This window comes from Acidaminococcales bacterium, assembly GCA_031290885.1.
Classification (GTDB): domain Bacteria; phylum Bacillota; class Negativicutes; order Acidaminococcales; family JAISLQ01; genus JAISLQ01.
The window spans coordinates 1-14,963 of record JAISLQ010000050.1 but is presented as its reverse complement, the minus strand read 5'-3'; the positions used below and the strand labels follow the sequence as shown (position 1 = coordinate 14,963).

Below are 14,963 nucleotides of genomic sequence, written 5' to 3'. Positions count from 1 at the left end.
CGACTGACCGAAGCAGGGCAAAAGCTATTTTCAAAAAGAAGGGGCGAAAAGGGAAATGATGAGATCGCTTTGGACCGCCGGCACTGGCATGAAAGGCCAGCAGGTCAACCTTGACGTTATCTCCAACAACATCGCGAACGTGAACACGGTGGGCTTTAAAAAATACCGCGTGGATTTTCAGGATCTGATGTACCAGAACCTGCGGGCCGCCGGCACGGTAACCGGCGACGACAACAACCAGGTGCCGACCGGCGTTGACTTAGGGCACGGCACCAAGGTCGCCGCGACGCAAAGGGTTTATCTGCAGGGCGCTTTTCAGGAAACAGGCAACGACCTTGATTTGGTCATACAAAATGACGGGTTTTTCCAGATAACCATGCCGGACGGCACGCTGGCCTATACGCGGGACGGCTCTTTCAAGAAGGACGAGACAGGCCGCATTGTTACCGCCGATGGCTATGCGCTGGAACCGGCGATCGTCATACCGGCAAACGCCACGTCCATCACCATCGCCTCCGATGGAACCGTGTCAGTAATTGAGGCCGGGGCGAACGCCCCCGTTGAGCTCGGGCAGATTGAATTGGCGCGTTTTATCAATCCGGCCGGGCTGAGCGCGCTTGGGCAGAACCTTTATACCCAGACGGCGGCCTCGGGCGAGCCGGTAGTGAACCCTCCCGGCGTGGAAGGGACAGGCACTATCGTCCAGCGTTATCTTGAAATGTCCAATGTCCAGCTGGTGGAAGAAATGGTCAATATGATCGTGTGCCAAAGGGCCTATGAAATAAACGGCAAGGCGATCACCACCAGTGACGAAATGCTGCAAACTGCGGTGAGCCTGAAACGCTGATGCTGCTCAGGGCAATCGTTCTGTGCGCGCTGTTTTTGGCGGCGCCGCCATCCGTTAAAGCCGCCGGGCAGCAGCAAACATTGCCGTCCGCGTCGCTCTTTGCGCTGGTCGAGGAATTTATCGGCAGCAGGCTGGACCGCAGCGACGGTTCAGAATACAAGATAGAGCGCCTGACCCGGCTGCCGGAGAGTATTTTCTTGCCGGAAGGGACGCTTGCGGTCGCGCCCGAACTGGTGGGGGCGATACGCTATAATACGCCGGTGCAGGTAAAGATCGCGATAGCGGTCAATGGCGCGCCGCAGATGAATTTGCTGACCGCTTGGCGGGTGCGCAAGTTCTCTTATGTGTTGGTAACCGTGCGGGACATTCCCGCGCGCACGGTTCTGTCGGAAGCTGACGTTTTGCTGGAGCGGCGCGAAGTCGCAAGGTTTGACGACGTCATTTCCGATGTCGGCTATATCGCGGGGCTGGAAACCAAGCGCCCGCTCACCGCGGGCAGCGTCGTGACCAAGTCGGCGCTGGGCAGGCCGCAGGCGATAAGGGCGGGCGACAACATTACTATCGTCAGCAGGGCCGGGGCCGTAACCGTGCAGGTGGCCGGGCAGGCTCTGCAGGGGGGGGCGGTCGGGGACGTGATAAGGGTGCGCAACCTCAATTCGGGCAAAAGCCTGCTTGCCAGGGTCGAAAGCGCAACGACCGTCGTCGTTTCAAGTTTCGTTTAGATAAAACATTTTGCCACGCGGATGAAAAAGCGGCGGGACAACAGTTGCCCCGCGAAATTTTGGGGAGTGGTGAAAAATGAAAAAAACCATTGCGCTTTTCGCGCTAACAAGCCTTTTGTTGGCGCGTCCGGTTTTGTGCGAGGCGGAATCTCTGTGGCAGAACAACAAAAAAGACAATATTTATCAGGATGTCAAAGCCCGAAACGTCGGCGACATACTGACGATTATCATATCGGAAACCTCGAACGCCACGCGTAGCGGCACCGCGAACAACTCCAAAGACGCCAGCGTCAATTTAAGCGCCGGCAGCGGCTCCCTTTTGGGCTGGCTGACCGCTCACGGCGCCAACACCAAAGACAGTTTCAAAACTTCCGGCAACATTACCAACGCCAACCGGCTGACCGCCAACATCACCGTGCAGGTGGTGGGCATACAGCCTAACGGCAATCTTCTTTTATCGGGCACCCAGTCCATCAAACAGAACAAAGATACGCAGATGATCACCATTACCGGCGAAGTGCGGCCGCAGGACATTTCTTCCAATAACACCATACTGTCAAATTATGTGGCGAACTCGAAGATCGCCGTAACCGGCAAAGGGCCGATCATGAGAAAACAGCGTCAGGGCATACTGACGCAGATTATGAATTTCTTGTTTTAAATGGGAGGGTTTGGCAATGAGGACAATAATCTGCCTTGTGGCGGCTGCCCTGACCTTGTGTTTTTCTTTTCCCCTTGAAGCGGCGCGCATCAAAGACCTGGCCAAAGTGGAAGGGGTGAGGGACAACCAACTCCTGGGCTACGGCGTGGTCGTCGGGCTCAATGGCACTGGGGACTCTACCAAAAGCGACTATACTATCATGTCCATCGTCAATATGATGAGAAATTTCGGCATTACCGTCAACGTAAACGATATAAAGCCGAAAAATGTCGCGGCGGTCATCGTTACGGCCAAACTGCCGGCTTTCGCCAAACCCGGCGACACTATTGACATAAATGTGGCTTCGGTGGGCGATGCGAAAAGCATTCAAGGCGGAGTGCTTTTGCAGTCGCCGCTGCAGGCGGCTAACGGCGATGTTTACGCAGTCGCGCAGGGCCCTGTTTCTATCGGCGGCTATTCCGCCGGCGGAGGAGGCGGCGGCCAGCAGAAAAATCACCCTACCGCCGGCATGGTCTCCAACGGGGCGATTGTCGAGCGCGGCACCAGCACCGCTTTGGCCAGCGACGGCGTTTTGCGCCTGTCGCTTAACAAACCGGATTTCACTACCGCCGATCGGGTCGCCAACAGGATAAATGCCGTTTGGGGCGGCATCGCCATGGCGAGCGACGCCGGCACCGTCAGCGTCAGCATACCGGGCGGCGGCCATGACATAGTGGGTTTTATCGCCAGCATAGAAGAAATCTCGGTTGACCCGGATCAGGCGGCGAAAGTCGTCTTGAACGAAAGGACCGGCACGGTCGTCATGGGCGGCAACGTCGGCATAAGCGAAGTGGCCGTGTCGCAGGGCGGCCTGACCGTAACCATCACGAAAAGCACGGAAGTGTCCCAGCCGGGGCCTTTCACCCCGGGACAGACGGTGGTAACGGGAAATACGGAAACGAATGTCCAGGAAGAAAAAGTGAACCTGATCGTATTGCCGACCTCGACCAAAGTGAGCGACGTCGTTACGGCGCTCAACGCCGCCGGGGCGACCCCGCGCGACATCATGACGATCCTGCAGGCCATGCAGTCGGCGGGAGCGTTGCATGCGGTTATAGAAATGATTTGACGCTTTTTCCCCGGGAAAAGCACGGACAAGCTTTGCGGCTGTCTGCTGCCCGGCGAGGATTTCGCGGACGCGGCTTCAGCCGGGGGAAAAGGAAACGAAGGATGGGTGTTTATGGCGGATATATTTGCCGGCGGTCTGGGCGGCATGCGCGTGATGCGCTCGGCGACAAGCGACGTCAACCTGGCCAAAGGCAAGGCCAGCGTGGAGGCTGCCCAAGACGAAGCTTTCGCGCAAAAATTGCGCGCGGCGGAAGAAAAAATAGAAGCGGGGCTTGCCACCGCGCCGGATCAAGCGGCTAAAGACGGCAAGCTGCGCGAGGTTTGCCGCGAAATGGAAGCGGTGTTCCTGAACATGCTGCTGGGCAAAATGCGCGACACCGTGCCGGAAAGGACGCTTTTTCCCAAAAGCAGCGGCGAGAAAATGATGCAGTCCATGCTGGACGTGGAACTTACCCGCGTCATGGCGGCAGGCGGCGGCGTGGGGCTGGGCGAGCTTTTATACCGGCAGCTCTCCGGCTCCGGGCGGCAAAGGCTGCCGGAAGGCGCAAACGCCAAAGAGTAGGGCGTTCACCCGTCCCGCGCGCGATAGAGCCTTTGGCATATACGCCCGGCGGCAAGGGGGCCTTTGAATCCATTGCGGCATAGATATGCTTGTCCGGGCCGCAAGCATTTGTTTTTCAAGCGCGGGAGGCATAAAATAAGATGAAATTGTTTTTGCGGCAGGCAGCCGTTTTTTTGCTGGCAGCCGTTTTTTTGTTTTTGCCGTGCGCCGCGCAAGCCGCGCTCACCGTCAAAAACGTGCGCTACGGCGATTACGCGGAAAAAACGCGCGTCGTCCTCGACATAAACGAAAATGTAACGCTCGCGGAACCGGCCGGCTTTGGCAAGCGCATAGCGTTGGAAATCGGGCCGGGCGCGGTAGGCGAAGATGTAAAAGACATCATTCTTTCCGGGCGGCTTTTGCGGCAAGTCAAACTTTTCAAAATAAAAGACGGCCGGCTCCTGCTTGACATAATGCTTGACGAGGAAACCGCCTATAGCGCCTTTGTCCTCAAAGAGCCTTGGCGGATAGTCGTCGATATTTTTAAAAACTATGACATTAAAAACGAAGAAACCATAGCGCCCGGGCTTGTTTATACCAATATCAGGCGGCGCGCCGGCGGGCGCGCTTTGAAAATGCACTATCTGACGGTGGACAAGTCGCTTTGGAACATCCGGCCGGCCATGGCCAACCGGGAAACGCTGAGGCGCGACAGCTTAAAAAACATAATCTACGACAACAACGCGGCGGCCGGGATCAACGCTTCTTATTTTGACTACGACGGCTGGGTTATCGGCAATTTGAAAATAAACGGCGAAATAATCGCCGGCGAAGAGCGGGAGCGCACCGCGCTGCTCATCTACCGGGATGAGGGCATGGAATTTTCCCTGTCCGCTTACTGCGCGCAGATAGTTTTGCCCGACAAAACGGTTTTGCCGGTCAAGGGCGTGAACAGGGTGCGGCTGGCGGACGACCTAGTCGTGTACGAAAGCAGTTTCGCCCGGCGGGTAAAGGCAAGCCAGCCCGGCTGCAACGTAATTATTGACCAAGGCGGCAAAGTCCTCGCGCTTGATTTTACCGGGGACGCCGTTTGCGAAAATGACCAGATTATAATTTCCGGGCACGGTACGGCAGCCGGGCATCTATCCGCGCTTAGTCCGGGCGATACGGTCATTTTTTCGCAAAGCATGGGCGAGATGGCCGACGAAGCCGCCCACGTATTAGGCGCCGGGCCGCGCCTTGTCGATACGGGGCGGATTGTGGCCGGGAGCAACCCGGAGGGCTTCCCCCCGGACATAATGAGCGGGCGCGCGCCCAGGACAGCCGTCGGCATAAACGGCAGAGGCGACGTGGTCTTGTTCGTCGCGGACGGGCGCAGCAAAGAAAGCGTTGGCCTGACCCTTTGGGAAGCGGCGGAGGAACTCCTGGCCTTCGGCGTGGTGGAAGCGATGAACCTTGACGGCGGCGGCTCAAGCGAAATGGTCATAGGCAGCCAGGTGATGAATAGCCCGTCGGACAAACAGGAACGCAAGATCAGCGTCGCTTTGGCGGTTGTGTCCAAGCCGCCGGAACCGTAAGGCGCCCGCAGGGGGCGCGGGCAAATTTTGTATATACAATGGCCATGCCCGCCGGCGCTTTGTTGCGGCATATTTGCGCAAAGAATTTTTTCTTTGCGGCTACTTGTGATATAATTATACAATCAGTAGCCGGGCGCCTCAAATGATTCAAACGGATGGTACGCCAATGAACGGTAAATTTGTCATAGTTGACGGCAGCAGCCTGCTCTATCGGGCGTTTTACGCTTTGCCGCCGCTTGTCAGCAGCAAAGGCGTAAATACCGGCGCCGTGTACGGCCTCGCCAACATGCTTTTGCGCCTCATAGATGAAATGAAGCCGCAATTTATGGCGGTGGCTTTCGACAAATCGCGCGTAACCTTTCGCACCGGCCTTTTCAGCGCGTACAAAGCCCAGCGCAAACCGACCCCGCCCGAACTTATAGAGCAGTTCCCCTTGGCGCGCCGGCTGCTTGAGAGTTTTGGCATAGCGGTTTTAGATTTTGACGGTTACGAAGCTGACGACATTATCGGTACGCTGGCCGCGCGAGCGGAAGGCGCCGGCTGCGACAACATTGTCGTAACCGGGGACCGTGACGCTTTGCAGCTTGTCGGCGAACGGACCAAGGTACTTTTGACAAAAAAGGGCATTTCCAACACAAAACTTTTTGATTTGGCCGCCTTGCGCGCCGAATACAACCTGTCGCCGGCGCAGATTGTCGAACTTAAAGCTTTGATGGGCGATGCGTCCGATAACATTCCCGGCGTGCCCGGCATAGGCGAAAAGACCGCCGGCAAACTTTTGGCGGAATACGGGACCGTTGAAAATATTTTTGCCAACCTTGAGCATATAAAAGGCAAGCCGGGCGAAAAACTGGCGGCCAACAAAGAGCTGGCTTTCTTGTCCAGGCGGCTGGCCAGCATCGACAAAGCCGTGCCAATAGAATTTTTTCCCGCCCGGTTCACCATAAACCCTGATCGGGCCAAAGCCGAATCGCTCGTCGCCGAACTGGATTTTAGCGGACTGAAAGGCAAGCTTGCCTCGTTATGCGCGGCCGGCGGCTTGCCCGAAGCGCCGGCAAAGCCGGTCAAAAGCGGCGCGGCGGAAACCGTGGACAGTTTTGAGCGGGCAAGTGCCATATTGTTCGGCCAAACGGAGGATACGGCGTTTGTTTATCCCAAAATTACGGGAACTTTGCCGCGCCTTAAATTAGCAGAAATGGAAATTTTTACCGGCGGGCGCGTTTATCTTTTCCAAGCGGAAGCCGCGGCCTGGCCGGCCGTGCTGGAATGGCTGTCCGATGCCGAATTTCCCAAGGCCGCACTTAACGCGAAAGAACTTTATCAGGCCGTCCGGTCAGAAGGCGCGCCGCTGCGGGGCATAGCGGACGATGGAGCGGTGGCCGCTTATTTAGTCGATCCCTCGCTTAACAACTTCACCATAGAATCTCTTTTCGCCCGTTTTTGCCCGGGCGGCGCGGATGCCGCTCCCTCGGAGCTTTTGGCGCGGCTGCAGGCGGTTTTGGCGCAAGAGCTGGCCAAGGCCGGGCTTGTCCAACTTTACCGCGATCTGGAACTGCCCCTGACAAAAGTGCTGGCCGCCATGGAAATGAACGGGATAACCGTGGACAGGCGCCAGCTTGAAGCCATGTCGGAGGAACTTTCGCAAAAAATCGAACTTTTGCAAACGGAAATTTACGCCCTGGCCGGGGAACAATTCAACCTCAATTCGCCCAAGCAATTGGGAACGCTGCTTTTTGAGCGCCTGGCCCTGCCTGTGCAGAAAAAAACCAAAACCGGTTATTCGACGGACGCGGACGTACTGGAAAAATTGTCCGGCCTGCATCCGGTGGTCGATGAAGTTTTGGAATTCAGGCTGCTCAGCAAACTGCAATCGACCTATCTTGAAGGCATGAAACCGCTGATCGACCGGGAAACCGGCCGGGTGCACTCCCATTTCCAACAATTGGCGACGGCTACCGGCCGCTTGTCCAGCACGGAGCCCAACCTGCAAAACATCCCGGTCAGGACGGAAACCGGCCGGCGGATCAGGAAATTTTTTGTTCCCGGCCCGGGCTTTGACTGGCTGGTGGCTTTTGACTATTCGCAGGTGGAACTTAGGATACTTGCCCATATGTCCGGCGACCCGCTTTTTATCGGGGCTTTCTGGGAAAATCAGGATATACACAGGCAGACCGCCGCCGAAGTTTTCGGCGTGCCGGCGGAGCAAGTAACGCCGGCCTTGCGCACGCGCGCCAAGGCGGTCAATTTTGGCATAGTCTATGGCATCAGCGATTTCGGCCTGGCTCGCGACCTCGGCATAAGCCGCGCGGAAGCGTCCGTATATATCGAAAAATATTTCGGGCGCTACCCGGGAATAAAAAACTACATGCGGCAGGCGGTGGAAGACGCGCGCAAAGCGGGATACGCCACTACCATGTTTAACCGGCGCCGTTATTTGCCTGACATTAACAGCTCCAATTTCAACCGGCGTTCTTTCGCCGAGCGCACGGCGATAAATACGCCCATCCAAGGCTCCGCCGCCGACATAATCAAAAAGGCGATGGTGGACGTGGCGCGGCTGTTGGCGGCAAAAAAGATGAAATCGCGGCTGCTCCTGCAAGTACACGATGAGTTGATCTTTGAAGCGCCGGACGGCGAGAGGCGGCTGCTGGAAGAGATGGTAAAAGGCACAATGCAGGCAGCCGCCGAATTGAAGGTGCCGTTGGTGGTGGACGTGGCGGCAGGCAAAAACTGGGCGCAAACTAAGGGGAACTTTTAGGGCGTGTTTGAAAACTCCATTTTGGCCTCTTTGCGGATAATTTTCCGCTCCGCTGCGGCAGAATCCCGCAGCAGGCTTCATACGGTACGCGCCGCCGCGCTTTCCTGCCCGATGAAAAATTATCTTGAAAATACAACCTAAGGCGAACTTTCAAACACGCCCTGACAAGGCGGGACATTATACAAGATTATATTTGTGGGTTGTATAATTTTGACAGGGCCGTTTATATTGCGCGGGAAGTCTATTATCAGAAACTCACCAATGGTTAGGGGGAGAAACATGCCGGAGCTGCCGGAAGTGGAAAACATCAGGCTGACCTTGCTCCCGCATCTTTTGGGGCGCAGGATCGACGCTGTGCAAATTTATCTTGATCGGATAATAAAATGGCCGTCCCCCGGGGATTTCATCCGGGGCATTGTCGGCGGCGCGATAAATGGCGTCCTGCGCCGCGGCAAATATCTGATCATCAGTTTTGAGGACAAAAAATCATTGGTCGCGCATATGCGGCTGACCGGCGCGCTGATCGCCGCAGGGCCTGAGGATGCGCCGCCTTACGCGCGCGTCCGCTTTTCCCTGTCGGACGGCAATTGCCTATGGTATACCGACGTGCGGACGCTGGGGACGCTTTATTTGCTCGACGAAGGCGAAAATGTCGTTAAAGGGCTCCGCGAACTCGGCCCCGAGCCGCTCGATGGGCAGTTGAGCGCCGCCTTTTTCGCGGAAATAATGAAAAAACGCTCGGCGGCGGTCAAAGGCGTGTTGCTGGATCAGTCGGCCATAGCCGGCATCGGCAATATATACGCGGACGAAGCGCTGGCGCTGGCCGGCATATTGCCGGCCAGGAAAGCGTCCGGCCTGTCGCCGGAGGAGGCGGAAAGTCTGCGCAAGGCGCTGATCAGCGTGATCAGGCAGGGCATAGACAACCGCGGCACCAGTTTTCGCGATTATAAAGACGGGGACGGACAAAAAGGCGACAACCAGAACCATCTGCTGGTTTACGGGCGGCGCGGGCAGCCTTGCCGAAAATGCGGCGCTCCGCTCGCTTACGCACGCGTGGCAGGGCGCGGCACTACCTATTGCCCGCTCTGCCAGAAATGACGGGGAGGTATTTCCCTTGATTGTGGTCGGGTTGACAGGCGGCATAGCTTCAGGCAAGAGCACCGTTTCCGCGATACTTAAAAAACTAAAAGCGCCGCTTTTTGACGCCGATCGGGAAGCGCACCGGCTCATAGCTAAAGGCGGCGCGGCCTTTGCGCCGATAAAGGAAGAATTCGCCGGCCGGCTTGGGCTCGACATAATGGCCGCCGACGGGGAGATTGACAGGAAGAAGCTGGGCGCGGCCGTGTTCGGCGAACCCAAGCTCCTGGCGCGCCTGGAGGGTCATCTGCACTGCTTAGTAGAGCGGAACCTGCGAAAATTCGCCGAAAAAGCCGAAAAACGGGGTTTTGCCGCTATGGTTGCCGACATACCCTTGCTCATAGAAAAATCCTGGCAAAACAAAGTCGATAAAATATGGCTGGTGTACCTGCCGGAAAACCTGCAATTGGAGCGGCTTTGCCGACGCGACCGGTTAAGCGCGGAAAACGCGCGCCGACGCATGGGAGCGCAGCTTCCGCTGGCGGCAAAATTGCCTTACGCCGACTTGGTAATTGATAACTCCGGCGACATAACGCAAATTAGGGAAAAAGTGGAAAAAGCGTGGAAAAACTTGCTTTTGTAAAGGAAACCCTTGACAAGCGCTTGCGAATGTCAAGGCAGGTATGGCCGGAGATTTTTTCGTCTTGCAAGGCGGCGAAAGCCGTGCCGCTGACTTTGGCAAACAGTGTCCGGGCGGAAAAAGATCCGCCGCGCCGCAATGGATTATTGGAGCTTTTCTGAAGGTGGATTATGAGTAGCGTTTCGGCCAAAAACCGCAAAAACATAAAACGCGCGGTGTTGTTTTTGCTTCTGGCGGGCATGGCTTTTTTTGCTGTTTGGCAAAGCGATTACTTCCAGCGGAAATTTTTCTACCAGCTCCTTTACGACAAAGACATCAAAAACCACGCCGCGGCCAACAACCTTAACCCCTGGCTGGTGGCCGCCGTAATCAAAAACGAGAGCGGCTTTAAAGCTTCGGCCGTATCCGAGCGCGGCGCGGTCGGGCTTATGCAGATCATGCCGGAAACTGGCAGCTGGATCGCCCTGAAAGCGGGCTTGCGCAAATTCGCGCCCGGCCTCCTGGCCGAGCCGTCCGTCAATATTCGGCTGGGTTGCTGGTATTTGCAGGATTTGAACTTCGAGTTCCAAAGCGAGCCTCTCGCCATCACCGCCTATAACGCCGGGCGCGGCCAAGTGAAAGCTTGGCTTGGCGACAAGCAATGGGACGGCCGGGACGTGGAAAAAATCCCTTTCGCGGAAACGCGGCAATATGTGAAAAAAGTTTTGAGCGACAAGGAAATGTATAAAAGGCTTTATAAAGACGTTTGGGAACAGGACACATAAGCCGCTTGCCGCGCGCGGGAGCAAGATAACTCGCCGCGCCGCCGGCGCCTAAGAATTTTTTGCCGAACCCTTCGCGCGCGCCAACAAAAACCGAGGTTTCCGCTATAAAAGCATTGACAGATTATTGCCGACAGTATATAAATATATATACAGTATTTTCAAATATTATTCCGCGCTTTGGCAAGGCTGGCCGCCGTTGGGACAGCCGCCGCGCAAAAGCGGCTTTCTTTGGGCTTGTTTGTTGCGCGTCGCTTTTTGTTTAAGGCCGCTCGGCCGGCACTCGCGGGCAAAGGAGATTTTTGATGAAAATAAGCGTAATCGGCGCTACCGGTTATACAGGCGCGGAACTTTTGCGCATACTGGCCGGGCATCCGGAAGCGTCCGTCGTCCACATAACCTCGGAAAGCTCCCCCGGCCTTCCGATCGCCGACAGCTATCCGCATCTGGCCGGAATTTACGGGCAAAAACTGGAAAACTTAAAGCAGCTTGAGGAAATCGCCGCCGCGAGCGATCTCTTGTTCATAGGATTGCCGCATGGCCACGCTATGGATATTTGCCGTTCCCTGAAAGATAACGGCCGCGTCAGGGTGATTGACCTCGGCGCCGATTACCGGCTGAAACCCGAAGTATATGAAGAGTGGTACAAGGTAAAACATACTGACGCCGTTACGCGGCCGGTTTACGGGCTGAGCGAGCTTTACCGCGACAAGATAAAAAAAGGCAGTGTCATAGCCAACCCCGGCTGTTACGTTACGGCGAGCATACTGGCGCTGGCGCCTCTTTTGCGGGACAAGCTGATTGATGCCGGCAGTATAATAATCGACGCCAAATCCGGCTCTACCGGCGCGGGCAGGGCCGTGGCGACCAACCTTCATTTTTCCGAAGTGTTCGGCAATTTCCGTCCCTACAGCGTCGCCGGCCATCGGCACACGCCGGAAATCGAGCAGGTTTATACGGAATTTGCCGGGGAGGGCGTTGTCATTACTTTTGTTCCGCACCTTTTGCCGATCGACAGGGGGCTGCTCGCCACCTGTTACGCCAAGCTCGCGCCCGGCGCCGGCGGCGGGGACGTAGCGGCCTCTTTCGCCCGTATGTATGGCGGGGAGTGTTTCATCAGGCTGCTGGGGCAGGGAAAATGCCCCGCCCTGAAAGCGGTCCGCGGTTCCAACTACGCCGACATCGGCTGGGAAATAGATGGGCGCACGGGGCGGGTCATCGTCATGTCGGCGCTGGACAATCTGGTAAAAGGCGCTTCCGGGCAGGCGGTGCAAAACATGAATATAATGTTCGGCCTGCCGGAAACTATGGGCCTGAAACAAGCGCCGCTTTATCCGTAACGCGCCGGGCGGCTTCTTGCCGTTATATAGTGCTATGAAAGGAATGTCATTATGAAAGCGATAGACGGCTGGATTACCGCGCCCAAAGGTTTTGCCGCCGCCGGCGTCAAAGCCGGGCTCAAGGCCAGCGGCAAAGAGGATCTGGCGCTGATTGTCAGCGAGGCGCCGGCGGCCTGCGGCGCGGTGTTTACACAAAATGTCATGGCGGCGGCGCCTGTGCTGGTCAGCCGCCGCGTCGCGGCGGGCGGGTACGCGCGCGCCATAGCGGTCAACGCCGGTTGCGCCAACGCTTCCACCGGCGGGCGCGGGCTAAGAGACGCGCGCGACATGGCGCGCTTAGTGGCGGAGCTTTTGCCCTGCGGCGAACAGGAAGTGTTCGTCTGTTCCACCGGCGTCATAGGGCCTTTTCTGCCGATGGATAAAATCGCCCACGGCCTTGAAGCCGCCTGCCGGGAATTGTCGGCCGCCGGCGGCGAGAAAGCGGCGGCGGCCATACAGACCACCGATACCTTTATAAAGCGCGCCGCTTATGAATTCGCCCTGGACGGGCGGACGGCGGTTATCGCCGGCATGGCCAAAGGCGCCGGGATGATCCATCCCGACATGGCCACCATGCTGGCCTTTATCACCACCGATGCCGCCGTGTCGCCGGCCGTTTTAAACAGGGCGGTTAAAAAAGCGGCCGATCTTTCGTTTAATATGGCGGTGGTGGACGGCGACACAAGCACCAATGATTCTTTGATCGCTTTGGCCAACGGGTTTTGCGGCAACAGCCCGATCGATTCGGAAAGACATCCCGGCTACGCGTCTTTTTTCGCGGCGCTGGTGGCGGTAAGCGTTGACCTTGCCAAACTTGTCGCGCGCGACGGCGAAGGGGCGACGAAGTTTTTAGAAATTACGGTTGACGGCGCGCCGGATTTCGCCGCCGCCAAAGCCGTGGCCATGGCCGTCGCCAAGTCGCCTCTGGTCAAAACCGCCTTTTTCGGCTGCGATCCCAACTGGGGGCGGATAATCTGTGCGGCCGGGTATGCCGGCGTGGATTTTGCGCCGGAGAATTTGACGGTATCCTTAAACGGCCTGGCAGTTTTCGCGCGCGGCGGAGAGGCCATTGCCGACGCGGAAAAACTGGACGCGGCCATGAAAGAGCGCGATATAACCTTAAAACTGGCGCTCGGCGCGGGACCGGCGTCGGCCACCGTGTGGACGTGCGATCTAAGCTACGATTATATTAAAATAAACGCCGACTACCATACATGATACTGTTCCCGGGTTAAAGCATGAATCGGACTTGCGAGACAAATTTCCCTCCCGCGCGGCACAAAACGCAGGCGCGCCCGCAGTAGGTTCGGCGGGGCTTCGGAGCGAGGCGGGGCGGCAAAATGGCCGCAAAGAGCAAAGAAAGACACTTTGGTTTTACTCCGGGAACAGTATAAGAAAGCGGGGGGAGATTATGCTTAAAAGCAGCGAGGAAGTCAATATCTTAGTGGAAGCTTTGCCTTACCTTATGGACTTCAAGGACAAGACGGTTGTTATAAAATACGGCGGCAACGCCATGATCAACGAAGAATTGAAAAACAAAGTCCTGAAAGACATCGTTTTCCTGTACTGCGCCGGCATCCGGCCGGTAGTCGTCCACGGCGGCGGCCCGGAGATAACCGCCATGCTGAAAAAACTTGACAAAAAATCCGAATTTGTGAACGGGCTGCGGATAACCGACGAAGAGACCGTGTCCATCGCCGAAATGGTGCTTGTCGGCAAAATCAACACGGAACTGGTAAACCTCATAAACAGGCAGGGCGGCAGGGCGCTCGGACTAAGCGGCAAGGACGCCAACCTTGTTACGGCGAAAAAGCACCTGGCCGAAGTATATGAAGCCGGGGAAATACGTCCGGTGGACATAGGGTTTGTCGGCGAAGTAACAAAAATCAATGTGAAGCTGCTTGAGGATCTTCTGGACAAAGGCTATATTCCCATCATTGCCCCGACCGGCGTCGGACTAAACGGCGAAACCTACAACATCAACGCCGACAGCGTGGCGGGCGAAATCGCCGGGGCGCTGAAAGCGGAAAAACTGCTCCTTCTGACCGACGTCAAGGGCATTTTTACCGACTACCGCGACGAAAGCACCTTCATATCCACCCTGACCTTTGAGCGGGCGCAGGAACTCATGATCAAGGGCTTGATCGACGGCGGCATGATTCCCAAAGTAAAAGCCTGCGTTACCGCCCTCTCCGGCGGGGCCAGGAAAACCCATATCGTCGACGGGCGCGAACCGCACTCCATTCTCATGGAATTGTTCACCGACGCCGGCGTTGGCACGGAAGTTGTAAAAGAATGAGGTGGCCTTTGTGAACAAAGAAGAAATAATAGCCATAGAGAACCGGCATTACATGCCGGTATTTTCCAGAATGCCGCTGGTGCTGGAGCGCGGCGAAGGCTGCTGGGTTTACGATGCCTGCGGCGGCAAATATCTTGATTTTCTGGCCGGCATAGCGGTTAACGCGTTAGGGCACGGCGACCGCCGGCTGGCCGAGGCCATTTCCCGCCAGGCCGCCCGGCTCATTCACTGCTCGTCGCTTTTTTACACCCAAGAGCAATCCGCCCTTGTCCAAAAACTCGTCGCGATAAGCGGGTTTGAGCGGGTATTTTTATGCAACAGCGGCGCCGAAGCCAACGAAGGCGCGATCAAGCTGGCGCGCAAATACGCCCACAAAAATCAGCCGAACAAATTCAAAATAATCGCGGCCGACAATTCTTTTCACGGCCGTACGCTCGCCACCCTGGCCGCCACCGGCTCGCCCAAGTACCACGAAGGCTACCGGCCTTTGCCGCCCGGCTTTGTCCACGTCGCTTACGGCGACGCCGGCGCTTTGGCGGGGGCCATGGACGGCGAAGTCTGCGCCGTCCTGCTGGAGCCGATTCAAGGCGAAGG

14 protein-coding genes are annotated in these 14,963 nt (G+C 56.8%); all 14 read left to right on the top strand.

The window, feature by feature from the left end; all coding sequences use genetic code 11:
• Nucleotides 1-55 precede the first annotated feature (55 nt).
• Nucleotides 56-847, top strand: a complete 792-nt coding sequence (gene flgG, locus LBO03_05995) for a flagellar basal-body rod protein FlgG (GenBank protein MDR3349136.1) — start codon at nt 56-58, stop codon at nt 845-847.
• Nucleotides 847-1,569 (top strand): flagellar basal body P-ring formation chaperone FlgA, encoded by a 723-nt coding sequence (gene flgA, locus LBO03_05990; protein MDR3349135.1) that lies wholly within the window; start codon nt 847-849, stop codon nt 1,567-1,569. The genes flgG and flgA overlap by 1 nt, the downstream gene beginning before the upstream one ends.
• 76 nt (nt 1,570-1,645) lie before the next feature.
• On the top strand, nt 1,646-2,230 hold the full coding sequence (locus LBO03_05985) for a flagellar basal body L-ring protein FlgH (protein ID MDR3349134.1): 585 nt from the start codon (nt 1,646-1,648) through the stop codon (nt 2,228-2,230).
• 16 nt (nt 2,231-2,246) lie between these two features.
• Nucleotides 2,247-3,338 carry a flagellar basal body P-ring protein FlgI gene (locus LBO03_05980; GenBank protein MDR3349133.1) on the top strand — a complete coding sequence of 364 codons (1,092 nt, stop codon included), beginning with the start codon at nt 2,247-2,249 and terminating at the stop codon, nt 3,336-3,338.
• 111 nt (nt 3,339-3,449) lie between these two features.
• Nucleotides 3,450-3,899, top strand: coding sequence for a rod-binding protein (locus LBO03_05975; protein ID MDR3349132.1), 450 nt, complete (start codon nt 3,450-3,452; stop codon nt 3,897-3,899).
• 140 nt (nt 3,900-4,039) lie between these two features.
• On the top strand, nt 4,040-5,455 hold the full coding sequence (locus tag LBO03_05970) for a phosphodiester glycosidase family protein (protein MDR3349131.1): 1,416 nt from the start codon (nt 4,040-4,042) through the stop codon (nt 5,453-5,455).
• A 166-nt stretch (nt 5,456-5,621) separates the two neighbouring features.
• Nucleotides 5,622-8,213 carry a DNA polymerase I gene (gene polA / locus LBO03_05965; protein ID MDR3349130.1) on the top strand — a complete coding sequence of 864 codons (2,592 nt, stop codon included), beginning with the start codon at nt 5,622-5,624 and terminating at the stop codon, nt 8,211-8,213.
• 279 nt (nt 8,214-8,492) lie between these two features.
• On the top strand, nt 8,493-9,311 hold the full coding sequence (gene mutM, locus LBO03_05960; protein MDR3349129.1) for a bifunctional DNA-formamidopyrimidine glycosylase/DNA-(apurinic or apyrimidinic site) lyase: 819 nt from the start codon (nt 8,493-8,495) through the stop codon (nt 9,309-9,311).
• 22 nt (nt 9,312-9,333) lie between these two features.
• Nucleotides 9,334-9,933 carry a dephospho-CoA kinase gene (gene coaE / locus LBO03_05955; protein ID MDR3349128.1) on the top strand — a complete coding sequence of 200 codons (600 nt, stop codon included), beginning with the start codon at nt 9,334-9,336 and terminating at the stop codon, nt 9,931-9,933.
• Nucleotides 9,934-10,100: 167 nt separating this feature from the next.
• Nucleotides 10,101-10,694, top strand: coding sequence for a lytic transglycosylase domain-containing protein (locus LBO03_05950; protein ID MDR3349127.1), 594 nt, complete (start codon nt 10,101-10,103; stop codon nt 10,692-10,694).
• 302 nt (nt 10,695-10,996) lie between these two features.
• Complete coding sequence (gene argC / locus LBO03_05945; protein MDR3349126.1) at nt 10,997-12,031, top strand: N-acetyl-gamma-glutamyl-phosphate reductase; 1,035 nt, start codon at nt 10,997-10,999, stop codon at nt 12,029-12,031.
• A 51-nt stretch (nt 12,032-12,082) separates the two neighbouring features.
• Nucleotides 12,083-13,288 (top strand): bifunctional glutamate N-acetyltransferase/amino-acid acetyltransferase ArgJ, encoded by a 1,206-nt coding sequence (argJ, locus tag LBO03_05940; GenBank protein ID MDR3349125.1) that lies wholly within the window; start codon nt 12,083-12,085, stop codon nt 13,286-13,288.
• 193 nt (nt 13,289-13,481) lie between these two features.
• Nucleotides 13,482-14,369 carry an acetylglutamate kinase gene (gene argB, locus LBO03_05935; GenBank protein MDR3349124.1) on the top strand — a complete coding sequence of 296 codons (888 nt, stop codon included), beginning with the start codon at nt 13,482-13,484 and terminating at the stop codon, nt 14,367-14,369.
• A 10-nt stretch (nt 14,370-14,379) separates the two neighbouring features.
• On the top strand, nt 14,380-14,963 hold a 584-nt coding region (locus LBO03_05930; protein ID MDR3349123.1), incomplete at its 3' end, for an aminotransferase class III-fold pyridoxal phosphate-dependent enzyme.

Bases quoted from the DNA above. Each gene is read 5' to 3' on its own strand.
- argJ (MDR3349125.1), top strand. From the start codon at position 12,083: ATGAAAGCGATAGACGGCTGGATTACCGCGCCCAAAGGTTTTGCCGCC.
- LBO03_05985 (MDR3349134.1), top strand. From the start codon at position 1,646: ATGAAAAAAACCATTGCGCTTTTCGCGCTAACAAGCCTTTTGTTGGCG.
- LBO03_05950 (MDR3349127.1), top strand. From the start codon at position 10,101: ATGAGTAGCGTTTCGGCCAAAAACCGCAAAAACATAAAACGCGCGGTG.
- flgG (MDR3349136.1), top strand. From the start codon at position 56: ATGATGAGATCGCTTTGGACCGCCGGCACTGGCATGAAAGGCCAGCAG.
- argB (MDR3349124.1), top strand. From the start codon at position 13,482: ATGCTTAAAAGCAGCGAGGAAGTCAATATCTTAGTGGAAGCTTTGCCT.
- LBO03_05970 (MDR3349131.1), top strand. From the start codon at position 4,040: ATGAAATTGTTTTTGCGGCAGGCAGCCGTTTTTTTGCTGGCAGCCGTT.
- polA (MDR3349130.1), top strand. From the start codon at position 5,622: ATGAACGGTAAATTTGTCATAGTTGACGGCAGCAGCCTGCTCTATCGG.
- argC (MDR3349126.1), top strand. From the start codon at position 10,997: ATGAAAATAAGCGTAATCGGCGCTACCGGTTATACAGGCGCGGAACTT.
- mutM (MDR3349129.1), top strand. From the start codon at position 8,493: ATGCCGGAGCTGCCGGAAGTGGAAAACATCAGGCTGACCTTGCTCCCG.
- flgA (MDR3349135.1), top strand. From the start codon at position 847: ATGCTGCTCAGGGCAATCGTTCTGTGCGCGCTGTTTTTGGCGGCGCCG.
- LBO03_05980 (MDR3349133.1), top strand. From the start codon at position 2,247: ATGAGGACAATAATCTGCCTTGTGGCGGCTGCCCTGACCTTGTGTTTT.
- LBO03_05975 (MDR3349132.1), top strand. From the start codon at position 3,450: ATGGCGGATATATTTGCCGGCGGTCTGGGCGGCATGCGCGTGATGCGC.